The following is a 16,589-nucleotide window of genomic DNA, read 5'->3' as shown; positions in this document are numbered from 1 at the left end:
AATATTTACCTGGCACTTTCGCCTCACATAATACATTTAACGATTAAATTACATCAAAAAAGCTAAATTGATCCTTTTCAGGAAGACCATTTAAACATCCAAACTTTCTAAGTGAATCTATAGCGGCATTCCCTACTTTAGCACGTTTCTTTAGCTCTTCTATAGATCCTAAAGAGTTTCCTTCTTGCACTATATCTTGTATTGCATTGTATATTCCTTCTGCAGCCACATTTCCCATACCAGCTATACTATTTATAGGTGGTCTTATGCCATCCTCTTCCATAATGAATTTTGTTGCATGAGACTTATATAAATCAATAGAAAGGAACTTGATTCCTCTTTCGTACATTTCCAAAACTAGTTCTAGGTCATCGTACAAATCCTTATCTTTAGGTGGTGCTTGCATACCCATGCTTTCAATTTCCTTCATCTTTGCTTTAACTTTTTCTTTTCCGAAGATCATAAATTCTGCGTCAAAGGCTTTTGCTCTGATAGAAAAGTATGCTGTGTAATATGCTTTTGGTATGTGAACCTTAAACCAGGCTATTCTGAAGGCCATCATTACATAAGCTGCAGCGTGGGCCTTAGGGAACATGTATTTAATCTTTTTACAGGATTCAATGTACCACTCTGGTACCTGATGTTCTCTCATTAACTCCTCATACTCTGGAAATTTTGCATCTTTCAATGCTTTTCCTTTACGGACTGTTTCCATTATCTTAAAGGCTGTATTTGGAGGCAGACCCATTTTAATAAGATAAACCATGATATCATCTCTGGTACAAACTGCTTCACTGATACTGGTAATAATTCCTGTGTCAATTAAGTCCTTTGCATTTCCAAGCCATACGTCAGTACCATGAGAAAGTCCAGATATACATATTAAATCCATAAAGGTTTTTGGCATTGTATCTAAAAGCATTCCTCTTACGAACTTGGTACCAAACTCTGGAATACCAAAGGTTCCTACTTTAGAATTTATCTGCTGTGGTGTTACTCCCAATGCTTGTGTAGATGAAAATATAGACATAGTATCCTTATCATCCATAGGTATAGTTTGAGGATCCACTCCAGTTAAATCCTGAAGCATTCTTATAACTGTAGGGTCGTCATGACCCAGTATATCAAGCTTCAATAAGTTCTGGTCAATAGAGTGATAGTCAAAATGTGTTGTTATAATATCTGAATCAGGGTCATCAGCAGGATGCTGTACTGGACAGAATTCAAATATTTCTCTACCCTTAGGCACAACTATGATTCCACCTGGATGCTGACCTGAAGTTCTTTTTATACCTGTACAACCCTTTGAAATTCTTAGGGTCTCTGCCTTATTTACTGAGATCCCTTTTTCTTCAAAATACTTTTTCACGTAACCAAAGGCTGTTTTTTCTGCTATGGTACCAATGGTTCCTGCTTTAAAAGTGGTGCCCTTTCCAAAGATAACCTCTGTATATCTGTGAGCCTTTGCCTGATATTCTCCAGAGAAGTTTAAGTCTATATCTGGCTCCTTATCTCCATTAAAACCTAGGAAGGTTTCAAAAGGTATATCTATTCCATCCTTAGCTAAAGGTTCTCCACAAACAGGGCAATTTTTATCTGGTAAGTCAAAGCCCAGCTTGCAACCATATTCTGTAAAATCAGAGTGTTTGCACTTAGGACACCTATAATGAGGAGGCAGAGCATTTACTTCTGTAATACCAGTCATATAGGCAACAACAGAGGAACCAACAGATCCTCTGGAACCAACCAAATAACCATCCTCATTTGATTTCCACACCAGCTTTTGAGCAATAATATACATTACTGAGAAACCATTTTTTATAATAGAATCCAGCTCTCTGTCTAGTCTTGCCTGAATAAGTTCAGGAAGTGGATCTCCATATAGCTCATGAGCTTTACCAAATGTGATATCCTTAATAGTCTGCTCACAGCCATCTATATGTGGTGTTGCCTTAACTGGTGAAATAGGACTGATTTGCTCACACATATCTGCTATTAAATTAGTATTTGTTACTACTACCTCATAGGCTTTTTCTTTTCCTAAATAGGCAAACTCACTAAGCATCTCCTCAGTGGTTCTTAAATATAATGGAGCCTGATCATCTGCATCCTTAAATCCCTGTCCTGCCTCTAGTATACGTCTGTATATCTCATCCTCAGGATCCATGAAATGAACATCCCCAGTGGCAACTACAGGCTTTCCTAGTTTCTCTCCAAGGCGTACAATTTTTCTATTAATTTCTTTTAGGTATTCTTTATTTGGTACCTGCTCTTTTCTTACTAAATAATCATTATTTCCTAGAGGCTGGATTTCTAAATAATCATATTCTTCTGCAATTGCTTCAATTTCCTCATCAGATTTTCCTAAGAGTATTGACTGGTACAACTCTCCTTCACTGCAGGCACTGCCGAGAATTAAACCTTCAGAATACTTTTTAAACATGCTCTTTAAAATACGAGGTTTTTTATAAAAATAATCTAAACTTGAATAAGATACAAGCCTATATAAATTCTTTAAACCTTCATAATTCTTTGCAAATATTATTGCATGATAAGTTTTAAGCTTTTTATATTCTTCCTTTTTAGATGCCTCATCAGAACCATATATTTCTATGTCTTCAAGGGTTTTTGCCCCTCTTTCCTTAAGCTTTTCCAGCATTATATTAAAAACCTTAACAGTGGTATCCACGTCATCTAAGGCTCTATGTGCAACTTCCACCTTTATACCAAGGTGTTTTGCAATTCTTCCTAGCTTATATGTTTTAAAATCAGGGAAAATCTCTTGTGCTAAGGATAAGGTATCCAAATAAGTAAAATCGAAGTCATAACCTAAAACCTTAGCATTATGTTTTAAGAAGCCCACATCAAATCCCGCATTATGAGCAACCAATACACTGCCTTCAATAAAATCTAGCAATTTAGGAAATACCTTATCAATGGTTTCTGCATCAGCTACCATATCATCGGTAATATTAGTAACCTCTATAACCCTTGCTGGAATTGGTTTTTCAGGATTCACAAAGCAGCTGAATTTATCTATTACCTTTCCATCCTGAACTTTCATGATTCCTATTTCAGTAATTTTCTCCGTTACTGGTGAAAAACCTGTAGTTTCTAAATCCAGCACACAGTAAGTGGTATCGATACTTTGACCCTTAGGATTTGTAACAGAAGGCTTTTTGTCTGGTGCCAAATATGCCTCTACTCCATACAAAACCTTCATATCAGGGTTATCTCTTCCAAGGAGCTTATGAGCCTCAGGAAAAGACTGAACCACACCATGATCCGTTATGGCGATAGCTTTCATCCCCCAGCTCATGGCTCTTTTAATTAAATCAGTTGCACTGGTCATAGCATCCATCTGACTCATTTGGGTATGCATGTGAAGCTCTACTCTCTTAACCGGTGCATTATCCTGTCTCTTTACCTTCTTTACCCCTTCAGTTTCTATTATAGTATTTGCAATCATCTCAACTTCTCCGGAAAATTGGCTGAAACCTACATTTCCTACAACCTTAACACCTTTAACCTTTTTCAGCCTAGGTAACACCTCATCACTATCACCAGGCTTTAAGAAAGACTTACAGGTCATGGAGTTTGAACCATCATATAAATCAAAGGAAACTAATGTTTTTCCACTCTTTAATTCCCTTGTTTCCATATTAGATATTTCACCCTCTAAAGCTACCCTGCCTTCATCCGGTGTAATATCATTAATTTTTATTACTGGTTCCTTAATCTTAGCGTTTCTGCCTAATATCAAGGATGGATCAACCTTTTTACCATCACCTTCTAATTTTGTGTCAAATTTATTATCTGTAGAAACTGATGGTTCTGTAGGAGCATTATAAACTTTAACAGCCTTAATTTCCTTTGTAATATCAATAATTTCTTGTTGACGTTCTTCTTCTTGAATGATTAATTCTTCTTGGCTTATGTTATCAACAAAATTGATATTATATCTAGCCCCATAGAGAGTTTTTATTGCATCATGAATTTGCTTATCATAATTCAGAGTTTTTAAAAAACCTGATATCGCTGCTTTAAAATTAAAATTTATGGTATTTCCATTTACTTCATAATCACAATTATTTATCGCTGCTTTTAAAACAGGGGATTTATCTGCCATAAATAGTACAATATTTGTAATTTCCTCTTCTATAGGCTTTTTATCTGTTCCATCAGCATACTTTACAGTAATTATAGAATCTTCTAAAGCAAATCTTTTTTTAATAAACCTATTAAGACCTGCAAATTCTCTTATTTCAATATATTGGTCTGAGCTAATTTTTATCTCTAGACGCTTGCTTTTTTTCATTAAGATTATTGATTCTACAATGGCACTTTTTATGTTGCCACTTGCTTCATAATCACTAAAAATTTCATTTATTCTTTTCACGGTATTCTTTAACCCTCTCTCTAAAATTTTTAGTACTTTACTATTATATAAAAAGTCTTATATTTTGTCATGTAGAATAAATGTAACCTTTCATTCAATACATTACTATATTTTAATTTAATATGCATCTTAAAATTTACTCAGATTATAATTCGCTTTAGAATACTAATATCTATTTTAAAACCATACGTATCAACAGTTTTCAGGATAATCACCGTTATTTGTTATAAGGTTCCCCGCATCGCAAGTAAAAAAGTTTAGATTTTCCCATATACACTATATCTATAATAATTTAAATTTCAACTTTCTATTATGATAGTAGCTTGAACACTTCTATTGTAATAAAAGGTGAGTTTTTTTATTTATCTTTCTAATTCTTCTATATACTCTAATACTTCTCTACTATTACCTTTAAATATTACATTTTTATTAGATTTATCTATAGAATGCTTATACATAGGATCATAATAATTAGTTAAAAATAGTTCTATCCAATTTCTGTGCCTATCAATGCTATTAGTTTCTGTTTGAGTTTTATAAGCTAGTTTAAGCTCTTCTATTATTACTTTCATCCTGTCTCCACCAAGCCTACCTTTAACTCTTTCTATACTAGCTACCATATCATTTAACCAAGATTCTAATGCTAAATCTCTATATTTTAGTGCTTCAATATGATCTCTTTGATCATTTATCACATATTCTTCTAATATATTTTCCACTCTTTCTTCTACAGTAGCATCTAAGAATATTGCATCCCCACTGTGAAAATGATTATAAAAACCGTTTGGTATGAAGCTCTTCCCAATGTTTTTACTTTCATCTTCTAAAATCATATATTTATAATTTTTATCCTCATGCTTGATTAAGCTATAGGCTAAGTTATTTTCAAAGTTTGTTTGTGATGGTTGTGGTGTAATAAAATGACCAAAGGTAGAGCCTCTATGATGTGCAATTCCCTCTAGATCTATAGAATTCTTTAGTTTATTTAATACTCTTGTTTTACCTGAACCTGTATATCCAGTTAGAACTAAAGGCCTTGATTTAATATTTTCAGGCTCTAATGAGTTTATAAGATAATTACGAAATGCCTTATATCCACCATCTATCTTTACTATATCTTGACCTGTTGCTTCATATATCCAAGCCTGTGCTATAGTTGAACGGGAACCCCCTCTAAAGCAACAAATCATAGTATTAGGATTTTCCCTAAAATGTTTTACCCATGAATTTACTCTTTCTTCTTTTACACTTCCAGATACAAGCTTATATCCAAGCTTTGTAGCTTCCTCATTACCTTTTTCTTTATAGCATATACCTATAATATGTCTCTCTTCATTAGATAATATAGGTAAATTTATTGAGTTTAACATTGCTCCTTTTTCGTATTCAATCGGAGCTCTAACATCTATTAACTTTGTATCATTTAATACTATACTTTTAAAATCATTTGTTATTCTTAAGTTCTTCATTTATTACCCTTCTATTTCATCTTTTTTATATTATTTTAATCACTACAAATTATATATTTTCTTTGTAAAAAAATAAATGATTATTACGTGGTACTACAGAAAGTTTTGTAAGCTTTTATGTATTTATACTACTGTAATTATCCTTTTACCTTTATAATAATTAATACATATGTTCTAATTTACTATCTTCATTATTGACAATTATTTGAATTTATAATTAATTAAAATAAAAGATTTAAATTACATATACTTAACCAGAACTGGAGGATAATATAATGAATACTAATATAAAACTAACTGCACTTACTAAAACTTCAGGTTGTGCTGCTAAGATAGGACCTAGTGTTTTGGATTCTGTTCTTAAAAACTTACCTAAATTTGAGGATTCTAACCTATTAGTAGGCTTTGATAAAAAGGATGATGCTCTTGTTTACAAGGTATCTGATGATAAAGTAGTAATACAAACCGTTGATTTTTTCCCACCTATGGTAGATGATCCTTATACTTTTGGACAAATAGCTGCTACAAATGCTTTAAGTGATATATATGCTATGGGAGGAAACCCAGCTATTGCAATGAATTTATTATGCTTTCCATCTTGCTTAGATCCATCAATAATGCATGATATCTTATCTGGAGGATATAGTAAGGTTCAAGAAGCTGGTGCAATTATTGCTGGAGGACATACTATTGCAGACCCTACTCCTAAATATGGACTTTGTGTTACTGGCTTTGCGCATCCTAATGAAATTCTTACTAATAGTAATGCTAAAACAGGTGATGTACTTGTTTTAACTAAGCCACTTGGTATTGGTATTTTAAATACTGCGGCTAAAGCTGAGCTATTAACCTCTGCTGAGATAAAAGAAGTTACTAAAATAATGACTGAATTAAACAGATATGCTAAAGAATCCTTTGCAAACTTAAAAATAAATGCATGTACTGATATTACAGGTTTTAGCTTAATTGGCCATGGATATGAAATGGCTAGTGGAAGTGATAAATCTATAGAAATTTTTAGTGATAACGTGCCAATACTTCCAAAGGCTTTAGAATATGCAAAGATGGGAATTATTCCGGAAGGAATGTACAATAATCAAGATTATTTAAAGGATATTTTTAGATATTCAACTAATGTTCCTCAAGAAATGCATGATGTACTACTTGATCCTCAAACATCTGGCGGCCTACTACTATCTATGCCAGAGAAGGATGCTAATGAATACTTATCTAGAATGGAATGCTATACTCCATGGACAAGAATTATAGGTGAGGTAACTGATAAAAAGGACTCTTCTATTATTATAAAATAAAGTAAGGGAGGTAACTCTTATGTAGCTGCCTCCTTTCTTAATTTTCAATTCTAAATCTTAAATTTAAAGTGTAATTACCTTAGCAGCTGACTTCATAACCTCAACAATTTCATACATATTACTTACCTTCCCTACAGAAAGCTTTTCTTGTAATCCATAGAAATTAAGGCAAGCTCCACAAACTAATAATTCAACTCCTATTTCTTCTAGTTTCTTTAAATGTTCAATAGCCTGTTTATTTAATGTTGGAACCTTTACTCCATCATTCATAAATAAAATTGACTTTGGATAACTACTTGATTCTGATATTGTATATAAGAACATCTTCATCAAGGATTGTCCAAGTTCCTCATCTCCAACTCCAATTGTATTTTTATTTACAAAAACACACCAATTTTCAAGGGGTTTTCTATTTTCTACCTTAGCTAATATCTCTTCACATTCTTCACAACCATTAGAAAACTTTACGTTAAAATCACCATTAGCTTGCTCTATGCTAACCTCATAACCTTGACTGTTAGCAAATTTCCTTAAGTTTTCTACTGCAATTTTATTATCAACTTGAACTGTAAAGAACTTTCCTCCTTGTTCAATTTCTTTCTTTGCCATTATTACCGGCATAGGGCAATTTTTTCCTCTTGCATCTATATTTTTACTCATCTTAATCACCTTTCAAGAAATATTATTTTTTACACTAATTATACACTAAAATCTTATTGGGTTATATTAAGGTTTAAACTTAAACTTTCTTTTTTGTATTTATAATATGCTGACGCCATTATTGCCCTCTATCAACTTTGTATCTTCTTTCTCTTTTACAATTAAATAAAGTCATTCTCTTATAATTTTAGTGCTTCAATCTAAAGAGTAAAAAAATAAGCCCTTAGAAAGGCTTATTATCAATTATCTATAATTCTTTTAATTATTATTTGTAGAAGTAGTTAATACATTTATTACAGCAGTTTTCTGCGCTGAAGTTATAGTTCCAGGAGTAGCTAATGCATCAAGATTTGTTTTAAATCCATTATTACCTTTCTGCTCTAAATGCTCTATGCTAATTGCTCCAAATCCTCTAGTTTTCGTTGATAACTGCAGTCTGTATTTTGGTAGTATTCCTTTAAACAAAGTTCTAGTAAAGAATGATTTACTTATTATAAAATTGAATGCTAGGGATACTAATAGTCCGCTTAATGTAAAACCTATCCATCCCACTGAAGGAACTATACTTAATAGTAAATTTCCTATTGGCCTATGAAGATACATAATAATTAATGAGTTTGCACCACAATAATTTAAAAAACTTATAAGTGAGCCTTTAACTAAATTGTTGCTTAAAGCAAGTATAAATATAGTGAAACATAGTGGGAAAACTAAATCCCAGCCTATTGCCTTGTAATAGGAGTCCTTCATATTCATATAGAAATATATTCCATAAGAGGTGTTCATATAAATTAACAACAGACAAGTAATTCCACTAATAATCAGCGAAGACTTTGTTACTAAATAACTTAAAATATTTTTTGAATAAAAGCCTATAGCATAATACGTTAATGCCAAAGGAACTACGTCTATATCTAATGGCAACCAATATTGCTCATTTATATCAGTTATAAGATTAGGTATAACCTTTATTGAATATACATGAACGGCAATATATCCAAGAGCGATTATTAATAAAACATATGGTGTTTTAAAGTTACTCTTTAATTTACTAAATAAAAATTTACTTATTAATAGTACTGGAATAAACCAAAATACACCCCATACAGCTTTTCCACCATAAATATAATTGTTAAAGGATGATAAAAAGTTTCCTACAGAAGCTGTATCTGGAGACATTATAAAGTTAAATAATATATCTATTGCTGAGAAACTGAAATATGGTATATAAAATTTTAAGAATTGTTTTTTAAAATCAACTCCATCTCTATATAGTAATCCACTTACTATGAAAAATGCAGGCATATGAAACCAATACATATACTGTGCAAAAGGCCAAGGACTATGGGATAATATAACAGTTATTATTAAAATACCTTTTGCAATGTCTAAATACCCTATTCTCTTATTCATTAAATGGCCTCCTATTAATTATTTTCTTATAATTTAAATTAATCTCCAATTTAAGGGTACCGGCCTTAAGCCTATAACCTTCAATATGATGTTTAACCATATACATAATAAAAACAGCTAGCAAAATTAATTATTAGCTATTTTTATAGGAAAAATGTATGAAAAAAACTTACTATGTATATATATTAATCCATCTATATGTCAACTATATGACAAACTTGTGTGAAGATTATGTGAAAAACGAGATAGTACTAGACATTGTAGTATAGATTAATAACTAAAATCAACAGTTAACTTCATCCTCACTTTTTATATTTTTGCATTTCTTGATATACTCTTTATTTATTTCTATTTCATCGTACTCTGTTCCAATGTCTCCGTCTGCTATTATTATTGGAATCTGTGTGAAGCCATGAGATTTTGCTGTTTGAATATGAAGCTCTGTGGTAGTCCTTGATCCCCTATACAGTACATTGGTTTCGATATAAGATGGAGATACTCCCTTTTCTTTCAGATAATTTATAGTTTCTTCGTAACATTTTGCTGGAATAAAGGTTTTGTTTCCCTTTTCACCAAAGTGAACCTTTATAGGTACTTCTTTTTCAAACTGGTGTCCAGTTTCTGATACTACTTTTTTCAATAGCTCCAAGACATCTTTTCCAAGCTGGTCATAATCAGATTCTGAATTTTTAATAAAATACACTTTACTCATGTTAGTACCTTCCATTTCCACTAACTTATTTATATGATTTTCTAAAAATCTCTACACATTCCTCATGACTCATTTCACAAGGATTCGCTGTAAACAGCCCTCCCATTGTTTCACTTGATGATACTCATGATATCTTCTACCATCTGAACATCTGTAAGTCTATTTTTTTTCATAAGTTCCTCTGGAACATAACGATCTAGTAATTCCTTTTTGATACCATAGTTTAACACCTTCATGTCAGAAGGACCATAATATCTTGCAATCTTTTCACCAAAACCACCATCTAAAATGCCATCTTCAAGAGTAATTACAAGCTTATGTTCTTTTTTCAAGCTTTCCAGTACTTCTTCATCTACACCTGTAATATACTTTGGATTAATTAGAGTAGCCTCAATGCCGTTTTCATTTGAAAGCTTTGTGACAACTGCCTGACCAAGCTGATAGAAATCTCCAAGTGCAATCACTGCAACATCTTTTCCTGCTTTTGTCACCTGATATTTATTCAATTTAGAGTAATCTGTCTTATCTTCAACTCCACTTTTGATTACCCCCATTGCTGGAACACGGATAGCTACTGGATGATCTTGTTGATTCATTCCCCACTTAAGCATCTCAAAATATTCTTCCTTACATGTTGGAGCAAGATATACCATATTTGGAATGTTACTCATCATGCCAATATCATATAATCCAAGATGTGTTACATCATTCATTCCATAAACAGATGCTAAATATACCAGTATTACTGCTGGATTATTATTTATGCAAAGATCTTGTGAAAGCTGGTCGTATGTTCTCTGAAGAAATGTACTGTATACTCCGTAAACTGGATTTCCACCATTTGCTGCAATTCCTGAAGCTAAAGCAACTGCATGTTCTTCTGCAATACCAACATCCACAAACTGTTTGCCAGCTTCTTTTCTTCTTTCTGGGCCAAAACCAAGCACTGCTGGAGTTCCTGATGTAATAGCAACCACTTTCGGATCTTGTTTCATCATATCTAACAGATATTTTCCAGTCAAATCTCCATAATCCTCTGCATCACCCATAGAGAACTTTGATTCTCCTGTCTCTAATACAAAAGGCATCCCCCAGTGCCATTGTTCCTTATTCTCTTCAGCAAATTCGAAACCTTTTCCTTTAATTGTATGAATATGAACAACTACTGGATGTTCTGTATCCTTAACTTTGTTAAATATGCTGATTAACTGCTCAAAATCATGACCATCTTTTACATAATGGTAATCAAATCCTATTGCCTTAAAGAAGTTACATTGGCATCTGCCTTCTGTATCTCGAAGTTCCTTAAGGTTTTTATATAAACCACCATGATTTTCTGCAATAGACATATCATTATCATTTACAATAACAATCATGTTTGTTCCTGCTTCCGCAGCATTATTCAGTCCTTCATATGCTTCTCCACCACTTAGTGAACCATCTCCAATGATAGCAATTACATTATCCTTCTCATCTTTTAAGTCTCTTGCTTTAGCAAGACCGCAGGCAAGACTTATGGATGTTGAAGTATGTCCGATGTTAAAAAAGTCATGCTTGCTTTCTTCTGGATTGGAATAACCAGAAACCTCATCATATTTTTCAGAATTGATAAATGCCTCTTTTCTTCCAGTAAGAATTTTATGAACATAGCTCTGATGAGAAACATCATAAACAATCTTATCCTTTGGTGAGTTAAATACATAATGCAATGCAACAGTCAGTTCCACAATTCCAAGATTAGGACCAATATGTCCGCCATGCTCACTTAATTTCTTAAGCAGTACCTGACGGATTTCTGCACTCAAATCTTTCATTTCATCTACTGATAATTTTTTTACGTCTTCTGGTGAATTTATTTTTTCTAAATACATATTTCATCCTCCTAAAATTCATTTATTTTACTGCAAACATTCTTTCTAACTTCATCGCCTTACTCATGCTCTTTGTTTTGCTTATGGACTGCTTCTGTCCCAGCCTCAATTGCTGTCTCATAATACCATATCTTATGGTTGATGGTTTCCATAACCTTATTTAATTCCTCCATCTGCTTTTGAACAGCTTCCTTTCTTTCAAGAAAAATTTCCAACCGTTCCTTAAGCGTACTATCACCCTCTGTACACAAATCCATATACCTCTTTATGTCCTTTATTGGCGTTCCAGAATTTTTCATACATGTTATGATAGCCAGTCCCTGAAAATCTTCATCCTTGAAAACCCTAGTTCCATCAGGCTTCTTATCCACAAATGGCAAAAGCCCTTCTTTATCGTAGTAACGCAGAGTCGGAACCGTAACCCCCATCTTCTCTGCAACCTGTCTAATCGTATAAGTCATAAAGCTCTCCTTTCTTCACTGAGTGATTATTAATCATAATTAATTGTACCGATAACCCTATCATAAAGGGTAAAGTTAACTTTATGTCAATACCTTATTTTTCAAAAAATAAAGCTACTAGATTCCACTTTTCTTTTTCGTACATTATCTCTATATTTCATCTATAATACCTATAAATACTTTAATTAAAAAGTGATTTTGTAGGACTAAACGTGTAGACTCTTAGTAAAACCGATACTATGCTTAATATCAAAAATAGCAATCCACCTAATACTATATATTGTGTACCTATCCCTGATATAAATAATCCACATACACTTGTACCAATTGTTGTTCCTAAATTAGCAGAGGTTAAAAATAATCCATTAGCGAAATCAGGAGCCTCCGGAGCTGCGGACGTAATCCAATATTGATTAATATTAGCTCCTGCACCACCTAATATTCCCCAAACCAAGGTAATTAAAGCCATCGGTACTGTGAACTGGCCAATTAAGAATAATATGATATAAACTACTCCTAATGCGAAAAGAAAAGATACTACAAATTTTATGGCATTTTTACTTAGTAACTTTCCTGCCACAATGTTTCCAATAATATTTGCCACACCGTATATTAGTAACATTACACTAATTATTTTCTCTGGAACATTTGTTACGATTTTAAGATACTCCGCAAGGTAAGTATAAACCCCGAATACTGCTCCATTCATTAAAATGACAGCGATAATAGAAAGCCAGAGAATTGATTTTTTTAATACGCTTAATTGTACTCCGTAAGAAAGTCTTTCATTAACAGGCATAGATGGTACAAATAAAAATGTAACAATGAATGCTATAGCATTTACGACAGCAAAAAATGACATTGCCATTCCTAATGAAGTTACACTGGCTATAAAACTAGTAATCGGTACACCAAGTACCATACCTGCAGATACTCCCATAATTACCTTAGCAACAGCCTTTGGAGCTTCTTCCTCGCTTACTGAAGCAGAGGCTGCTGTAAAAGCCAATGAACAATAAATTGGATGAAAAAATCCTGGGATCACACGAGCGATTAATAAAACTGTAAAGCTTGATGTAAATACTGAAACAATGTTACCCAAAAGGAAAATACCAAGAACAAATAACATTACCTTCTTACGATTTATACCTGAAAATAATAGTGGCATAATGGGCCCAGATATAGCAACAGCAAGTGCAAATAAACTCACTAGAAGTCCTGCTTTAGATATACTGATGTGAAAATTATCAGCAATTAAAGGCAATATCCCAATAACACCCATTTCAGTATTTATGATTGCAAAAACTCCTAAAGTCAATATAGCTATGAGTAAATTATTTTGTTTAGTCATAAAAATGTACCTCTCTTTCTGTAATCAATCCATTCTTTCAATCGTAAGAGTAAATTTTTGATCCATTTTAGCAAACTTTTCTGAACCAGATTCAATATGTCCAAGAATAACCACTCCATCGGCATACTTGTTGTCTCCATAATAAATGACAAGATTTCCCCATGGCGAATATAGTGCTAGATCACCTAGCTTAGGATCAGCACCGGAAGGTGCACCTTCTCTTGTCAATGCTTTAGGAGGGTAGCCGATTTTCTCTAAGCCTGCATAATCTTCAAAAGTTATAGTAAGCGGTAGTTGTGCAAATAAATCCCTGCTGGTAGGGTTATCATACATCTTGGCGATAACTTCTTCATTGCCAAACTTTAGCTTGATTTTAGCATCCTGCACAGAATCACCTTTACCTGTCGAAGGTGTTTCTTTTGAAACTGTGTTTTCGGGTATTTTATTTCCGCTATCCGAATCTTTTTCAGCTTCCGTTGAAGTACTACTTTCATTAGAATTACTGTTACGTCCACAAGCTGCAAGTGAGAAAAGCATTATAAATACAAGAACCGCCGATAATATTTTTTTCATCTTGTTTACCTCCCTAACAAAAGATTTAATACCATACTCAAAATGGCAGAAAAAATTTCTGGCTTCTTATCCGCAAATGGTAGAAGCTGTTCTTTATCGTAGTAACGCAGAGTCGAACCCGTAACTCCCATTTTCTCTGCAACCTGTCTAACTCTTATAATTCATAAAGTATCCCTTTCTTCACTGGGTGATCATTAATTATAATTAATTGTACCGATAACCCTATCATAAAGGGTAAAGTTAACTTTATGTCAATATATTATTTTAAAAAAATCACCCTAAAAATCATTAAAAAGATAACCTGTATTTATCCTTTAAATTCTTATTGCTGGGAATGCAAAATCCATTCACCAAAGGACTATTTTGAAATTTTGAAGAAAGTATAAGCTTTCCACTATAATTATCATTTATCTATATTAGGTGTATAACTTGCTCAAACTTCTTTCTTGCCCTTCACTTTAGATTATCGCTTACGTTCTTACTTTCCTCTTGGGCAAAAATAAAAAGAACCTCAAAAGAGGTTCCTTTAAAAAGGGTATTATATCAACAGTATTTTTAAACATAGCCTAAAACCAAAAGCAACCTCCAAAAATCGGAAAATGTTTTCTATTTAATAACTACATTTTTCTATACTATTAAAATAATATTAGTGCAGATAACACACCTATTACACCAACAGCTCCTAAAGTATATACAACTTTGGCTGGCATTACTCCATCATTTTCAACAGCCTTACCAAATATACCAAAAACAAATGGATGTACTAAAAACGGCATAGCAAATATAAAAGGTATCATAGCCGCAGCTTGAGCTCCAAACATACCTCCTTGAACTGCTGCAAACAATCCAAAGTGAGAAATTCCTGATGAAGTGGCCATAGCTGCATCATTTATAGGCATACCACTAAAGTGTAACATTAGGAAGCTTCCAAAAACAGCAATAACTTGCATACCAAATGAATATTGCATTAATCCTTTAACTTCAGCAGACTCTTCACCCTTTGCATTTCTAAGTGTTTTTAATGATATTGCTGTTAGTACAATACCAAAAGCTACAAGCGGTAAAATCCATCCAACTAATAAGGATCCACGTGCTGCACTAGCTGCTAGTATAGAGAATACAAATATATGTCCAAAGAAAGGAATATTTATCATAATTGGTGCTCTTGACGCTGCATCTGGTCCTAAATCACCTGCAGTACATGCTCCAGTTAATCCAGAGTGTGAAAGCGATCCTGCTACGCCTGGTGCAAGATTACGTACATGATTAGCTTTACCAAGTAGAATAAGTACTGTTAAACCACCGAACATCCAGAATACCTGACCAAAAAGGCCAAAGGCTAAAACTGGCTTCATTTCTGTTAATTTAAATGCTTCAAGAATTTGTGAACCACCAACCATAAAGTTTGCAGCTAACACAACTGGAATTCCAGCAAAAAGTAATGATCTAAGGGTTGGTCCAAATTTCCAATCAGATAGTATAGCACCTAAACCAGCAGATATAATCATAGCAAAGAAAATTTGTGGTAATGCTATAATTGGCTTAACCCATAATGCTATATTAGCTGAAACAATCAATATAAGAATAATAGCAAATATTTCATATATGCCTTTTCTAATATATTTCGATTTATTATTTATTGTAGCTTTATAATCAATTAGGATTATTGATCCAGCTATACCGATATAAGCGATAATTGGATAAAACTTAGCAAGTTGATCACCTGATGGTACACCTAAAATTATTCTCTTAATACCTTCGATACCAATTAGTATAAAGAAAGATCTTATAATAAATACAAGTTGTGTACGCTTAGTACCAAGAATAATTTCCTCATCTGAAGGTACAATCATGTCTTCACTTTCTAACTTTTGATTAGTTAATATTTTCTTAAGTTCTTGTCCTCCAACAAAGAAAGATGCAATTAATGCCGTTATTGTTACTTTACTCATTAGGTCTACAATTGGAAACTCACGTAAACCTGGTGTAGCAACGTTACCTTTAACAAGAGCTAATCCCATACTTAATCCGAAAATTACTATGATTAGTATTGGTGAATATCTCGTTCCAGCAACAACAGTACGAGCAATTAACACGATAGGAATTAACAATAATAGCGTCAGCCAAAGCTGGTTAAGCATTTGTACATTTACAATTTGTTCGACTAATTGTTCCATAGTTCCTCCTCATGATATAAAATAGTAGTACATGATATAAAATAGCGTTAATTGTAGTATTAATTAACTCATTACAGGGTAATTCTAACATAAAGTTTGAACCTTGTCTATATATGCATTTTAAAATTGTAAATGAATTAAATTTTTAGAAGATTAAAAAAAGTTGTAGAAATCCTACAACTTATAAATT

Annotated in this window: 12 protein-coding genes; 1 reads left to right on the top strand and 11 read right to left on the bottom strand. The window is 32.9% G+C overall.

The window, feature by feature from the left end; all coding sequences use genetic code 11:
* Nucleotides 1-43 precede the first annotated feature (43 nt).
* Nucleotides 44-4,399: a DNA polymerase III subunit alpha gene (gene polC / locus CPJCM30710_RS05300; RefSeq protein WP_212903135.1), complete on the bottom strand. Its 4,356-nt coding sequence runs from the start codon at nucleotides 4,397-4,399 to the stop codon at nucleotides 44-46.
* Nucleotides 4,400-4,761: 362 nt separating this feature from the next.
* Nucleotides 4,762-5,868, bottom strand: a complete 1,107-nt coding sequence (gene mnmH / locus CPJCM30710_RS05295; RefSeq protein WP_212903134.1) for a tRNA 2-selenouridine(34) synthase MnmH — start codon at nucleotides 5,866-5,868, stop codon at nucleotides 4,762-4,764.
* 275 nt (nucleotides 5,869-6,143) lie between these two features.
* Here mnmH and selD point away from each other — a divergent pair, with 275 nt between their 5' ends.
* A complete protein-coding gene (gene selD / locus CPJCM30710_RS05290) occupies nucleotides 6,144-7,181 on the top strand; it encodes a selenide, water dikinase SelD (protein ID WP_212903133.1) in 1,038 nt (345 codons plus the stop codon).
* 63 nt (nucleotides 7,182-7,244) lie between these two features.
* Here the strand turns inward: selD and yedF are convergent, their stop codons facing one another.
* From yedF to CPJCM30710_RS05245, 9 genes are all read right to left on the bottom strand, one after another.
* A complete protein-coding gene (yedF, locus tag CPJCM30710_RS05285; RefSeq protein ID WP_212903132.1) occupies nucleotides 7,245-7,841 on the bottom strand; it encodes a sulfurtransferase-like selenium metabolism protein YedF in 597 nt (198 codons plus the stop codon).
* A 258-nt stretch (nucleotides 7,842-8,099) separates the two neighbouring features.
* Nucleotides 8,100-9,254 carry an acyltransferase family protein gene (locus CPJCM30710_RS05280; protein ID WP_212903131.1) on the bottom strand — a complete coding sequence of 385 codons (1,155 nt, stop codon included), beginning with the start codon at nucleotides 9,252-9,254 and terminating at the stop codon, nucleotides 8,100-8,102.
* A gap of 283 nt (nucleotides 9,255-9,537) precedes the next feature.
* On the bottom strand, nucleotides 9,538-9,966 hold the full coding sequence (locus CPJCM30710_RS05275) for a DUF362 domain-containing protein (protein ID WP_246503462.1): 429 nt from the start codon (nucleotides 9,964-9,966) through the stop codon (nucleotides 9,538-9,540).
* A 110-nt stretch (nucleotides 9,967-10,076) separates the two neighbouring features.
* The gene (locus CPJCM30710_RS05270; protein WP_212903130.1) at nucleotides 10,077-11,837 is read right to left on the bottom strand and encodes a 1-deoxy-D-xylulose-5-phosphate synthase; all 1,761 of its coding nucleotides are present in this window, start codon (nucleotides 11,835-11,837) and stop codon (nucleotides 10,077-10,079) included.
* A gap of 59 nt (nucleotides 11,838-11,896) precedes the next feature.
* Nucleotides 11,897-12,298 (bottom strand): MerR family transcriptional regulator, encoded by a 402-nt coding sequence (locus CPJCM30710_RS05265; protein WP_212903129.1) that lies wholly within the window; start codon nucleotides 12,296-12,298, stop codon nucleotides 11,897-11,899.
* Between the two features lie 181 nt (nucleotides 12,299-12,479).
* Nucleotides 12,480-13,649, bottom strand: a complete 1,170-nt coding sequence (locus tag CPJCM30710_RS05260) for an MFS transporter (RefSeq protein WP_212903128.1) — start codon at nucleotides 13,647-13,649, stop codon at nucleotides 12,480-12,482.
* A gap of 24 nt (nucleotides 13,650-13,673) precedes the next feature.
* Nucleotides 13,674-14,222, bottom strand: a complete 549-nt coding sequence (locus tag CPJCM30710_RS05255) for a cyclophilin-like fold protein (protein ID WP_246503461.1) — start codon at nucleotides 14,220-14,222, stop codon at nucleotides 13,674-13,676.
* A 5-nt stretch (nucleotides 14,223-14,227) separates the two neighbouring features.
* The gene (locus tag CPJCM30710_RS05250; protein WP_281413957.1) at nucleotides 14,228-14,380 is read right to left on the bottom strand and encodes a MerR family DNA-binding transcriptional regulator; all 153 of its coding nucleotides are present in this window, start codon (nucleotides 14,378-14,380) and stop codon (nucleotides 14,228-14,230) included.
* A gap of 477 nt (nucleotides 14,381-14,857) precedes the next feature.
* On the bottom strand, nucleotides 14,858-16,399 hold the full coding sequence (locus CPJCM30710_RS05245; RefSeq protein ID WP_212903126.1) for a hypothetical protein: 1,542 nt from the start codon (nucleotides 16,397-16,399) through the stop codon (nucleotides 14,858-14,860).
* Between the last annotated feature and the right edge of the window lie 190 nt (nucleotides 16,400-16,589).

Origin of the sequence: Clostridium polyendosporum (assembly GCF_018332455.1) — a bacterium.
GTDB lineage: Bacteria > Bacillota > Clostridia > Clostridiales > Clostridiaceae > Clostridium_AY > Clostridium_AY polyendosporum.
Note: the sequence above shows the minus strand (reverse complement) of the source record. Positions and strands in the feature narration are given on the sequence as shown.